The organism is Mycobacterium sp. (assembly GCF_049802695.1).
GTDB lineage: Bacteria > Actinomycetota > Actinomycetes > Mycobacteriales > Mycobacteriaceae > Mycobacterium.
Genome location: NZ_JBARMY010000338.1, coordinates 1 through 3,151, shown reverse-complemented (window position 1 = coordinate 3,151; position 3,151 = coordinate 1). Strand labels below are relative to the sequence as shown.

Genomic DNA, 3,151 nt, shown 5'->3' with positions numbered 1-3,151 from the left:
GGCCAGCGCGCTGCGGGCCAGCACCACCAGCTTGTCGTCCTCGCCCTGAAGGTGATGGTGCTCAGCCATGATGACGGGCCTCCTGACCGTTGGTGTCCGCGGGACTGAGCAGGACGGTCCCTACTCGCAACCGGCCGCGATGATCGGGGCAGCCCTCGGCGTGCAGCCGCAGCCCATGTGAGACTACTTCAGCGCCGGGAAGCGGGACGCGGCCTAGTTCCAGGGCCAACAGGCCGCCGACGGTGTCGACATCGAGATCGTCGTCGAACTCCAATCCGTACAGCTCGCCGACGTCCTCGATGGGCAACCGCGCCGACACCCGGAAGCGGTTGTCGCCCAACTTCTCCACCGGCGCCGTCTCGGCGCCGTCGTACTCGTCGGCGATCTCCCCGACGATCTCTTCCAGCACGTCCTCGATGGTCACCAGCCCGGCGATGGCGCCGTATTCGTCGACCAGCAAAGCCATATGGTTGCGGTCGCGCTGCATCTCCCGCAGCAGCGCGTCGAGCGGTTTGGAGTCCGGCACGAACACCGCTGGGCGCATCAGCTGCGCCACGGTGGTTTTGCGGCCGCCGCTGGTCGAGTTGTAGGTCCGCTTGACGAGGTCCTTCAAGTACACGACGCCGACCACATCGTCGACGTTCTCGCCGATCACCGGGATGCGGGAGTGCCCGCTGCGCACCGCCAGCGAGGTGGCTTGGTCGGCCGTCTTGTCGCTTTCGATCCAGATCATCTCGGTGCGCGGCACCATCACTTCGCGCGCGGGCGTGTCGCCGAGCTCGAACACCGACTGGATCATTCGTCGTTCGTCGGCGGCGACCACCCCGCGCTGCTGGGCGAGGTCGACGACTTCGCGCAACTCGATCTCGGAGGCGAACGGCCCGTTGCGGAATCCGCGGCCCGGGGTGAGCGCGTTACCCAACAGCACCAGCAGGCGACTGATCGGCATCAGTAGCCATGAAATGACCTGCAGCGGAAAGGCCGCCGCAATGCTGATGGAATAGGCGTTCTGGCGCCCCAGCGTGCGCGGCCCGATGCCGATGACGACGAAGCTGGTCATCACCATGATCGCGACTCCGAGAACCAGACCCCAGTCGCGGCTCAGGTTGTGCCGCAGGTGAACTACCAGCAGCGCGGTCGCGGTGATCTCGCAGACGATGCGCAGCAGCACCACCAGATTGATGTAGCTCGGCCGGTCGGCCATCACGGCGGCCAGCCGTCCGGACCCGGGGCGCTGGTCGCGCACCAGTTCGTGAACCCGGGCCACTGACACGGTGCTGATCGCCGCGTCGATCGCCGCGAACAGGCCGCCCAGACCAACCAGAGCGATCGTGGCGAGCAGCGGGGTGATTCCGGTCACGGCTGGTCGAAGAATCGGGACTTGTCCAGCAACAGGCGATCCCGTTCGATCTGGCGATCCTGCCGGTACGCCTCGACCTGGTCGGCCACCCATTCTTCGAGCAGCTTGCTTTGCAGGTCGAACATCTCGCGTTCCTCGTCCGGTTCGCCGTGGTCGTAACCCAGCAGGTGCAATACGCCGTGGATGGTGAGCAGCGCCAGCTCGTGGCCGAGCGAATGACCGGCTGTCGCCGCCTGTTCGGCGGCGAATTCCGGACACAGCACGATGTCACCCAGCATGGCCGGCCCAGGTTCGGGCGCATCAGGGCGGCCGCCCGGCTCGAGCTCGTCCATCGGGAAGCTCATCACGTCGGTGGGTCCGGGCAGGTCCATCCAGCGCATGTGCAGGTCGGCCATCGCCGCAGTGTCCAGCAACACCATCGACAGCTCGGCGGCCGGGTTGACCTCCATCTTGGCGATCACGAACCGCGCGACGCTGACCAGTTCCGTTTCGGAGACGTCGAGGCCGGATTCGTTGGAGACCTCAATACTCATGCAATCAACCGCTTTTCGCGTAGGCGCACATCAGCGTCGGTGGCGCACGCCCGACGCCCGCCGGGCTGCCCGGTTCATCACCAGCCCCGGCTCCTCGTATTTCGCGTAGGCGTCCACGATTTCGGACACCAGCCGATGGCGGACGACGTCGACACTGGTGAGCTCGGCGATATGAATGTCGTCGATGTTGTCGAGGATGTCGACGGCGTCGCGAAGGCCGGACCGAGCACCGCCGGGCAAGTCGATCTGGGTGATGTCGCCGGTGACAACGACTTTCGACCCGAAGCCCAGCCGGGTGAGGAACATCTTCATCTGCTCGGGGGTGGTGTTCTGCGCTTCGTCCAAGACGATGAACGCCGAATTCAAGGTCCTACCACGCATATATGCCAGTGGCGCAACCTCGATGACGCCGGAGGCCATCAGCTTGGGGATCAACTCGGCGTCCATCATGTCGTAGAGCGCGTCGTACAGCGGCCGCAGGTAGGGGTCGATCTTCTCGCTCAGCGTCCCCGGCAGGAAGCCGAGGCGCTCACCGGCTTCCACCGCGGGCCGGGTCAAGATGATGCGGCTGACCTGTTTGGTCTGCAGCGCGTTGACGGCCTTGGCCATTGCCAGATAGGTCTTGCCGGTGCCGGCCGGCCCGATGCCGAACACAACGGTGTTGGTGTCGATCGCGTCGACATAGCGCTTCTGGTTGAGTGTCTTCGGTCGGATCGATTTGCCGCGCCGCGACAAGATGTCGAGGGTGAGCACTTCGGCCGGCGAGGCGTTGCCGGTGCCGACCAGCATGGCCACGCTGTGGCGCACCACCTCGGGCGTCAACGGCTGGCCACTGGCCACGATGGCGATCAGCTCGGAAAGCACCCGCTCGGCGAGCGCGACGTCGGCGGGCTCACCGGACAGGGTGACGGCGTTGCCGCGCACATGCAGATCCGCCGCCAGGATCCGTTCGAGTGCACGCAGGTTTTCGTCAGCGGAACCCAGCAAGCCCACGACGAGGTCGGGCGGAACATCGATGCTGCTGCGCACCTGAGGACTGGACGGATCGGCAGCGTTGGTCTCGCGGGGCGTCACGTGGTCTCTGATGCCTACTTTCTTGGGTTCTCGGGGTGACGACACGTGCTGGCCAGTCTACCGCCGGGCGGACTCATCCGGCGGAAAGTCCCACCGCGGTGTCAGCACGCCCAGCGCGCCCAGCGCCACCGCGGCCGCCGTCGACGTCCGCAACACGGCCGGCCCCAGCCGGACCACCGTGGCG

The 3,151-nt window shown here is 66.2% G+C and carries 3 protein-coding genes; all 3 read right to left on the bottom strand.

The annotated features are described in order from the left end of the window. Positions 1-61: 61 nt before the first annotated feature. Genes WA317_RS13890 through WA317_RS13880 form a run of 3 tightly spaced genes read right to left on the bottom strand, consistent with a single transcriptional unit; the run spans position 62 to position 2,967 of the window. Positions 62-1,360, bottom strand: a complete 1,299-nt coding sequence (locus WA317_RS13890) for a hemolysin family protein (protein WP_425173584.1) — start codon at positions 1,358-1,360, stop codon at positions 62-64. Further along, positions 1,357-1,893: an rRNA maturation RNase YbeY gene (ybeY, locus tag WA317_RS13885; protein WP_425173583.1), complete on the bottom strand. Its 537-nt coding sequence runs from the start codon at positions 1,891-1,893 to the stop codon at positions 1,357-1,359. Before ybeY ends, WA317_RS13890 begins: the two co-directional genes overlap by 4 nt. A gap of 30 nt (positions 1,894-1,923) precedes the next feature. Then, a complete protein-coding gene (locus tag WA317_RS13880) occupies positions 1,924-2,967 on the bottom strand; it encodes a PhoH family protein (protein ID WP_425173582.1) in 1,044 nt (347 codons plus the stop codon). Between the last annotated feature and the right edge of the window lie 184 nt (positions 2,968-3,151).

Excerpts from the sequence above, each read along its gene's own strand:
- ybeY (WP_425173583.1), bottom strand. The coding sequence starts at position 1,893 with ATGAGTATTGAGGTCTCCAACGAATCCGGCCTCGACGTCTCCGAAACG.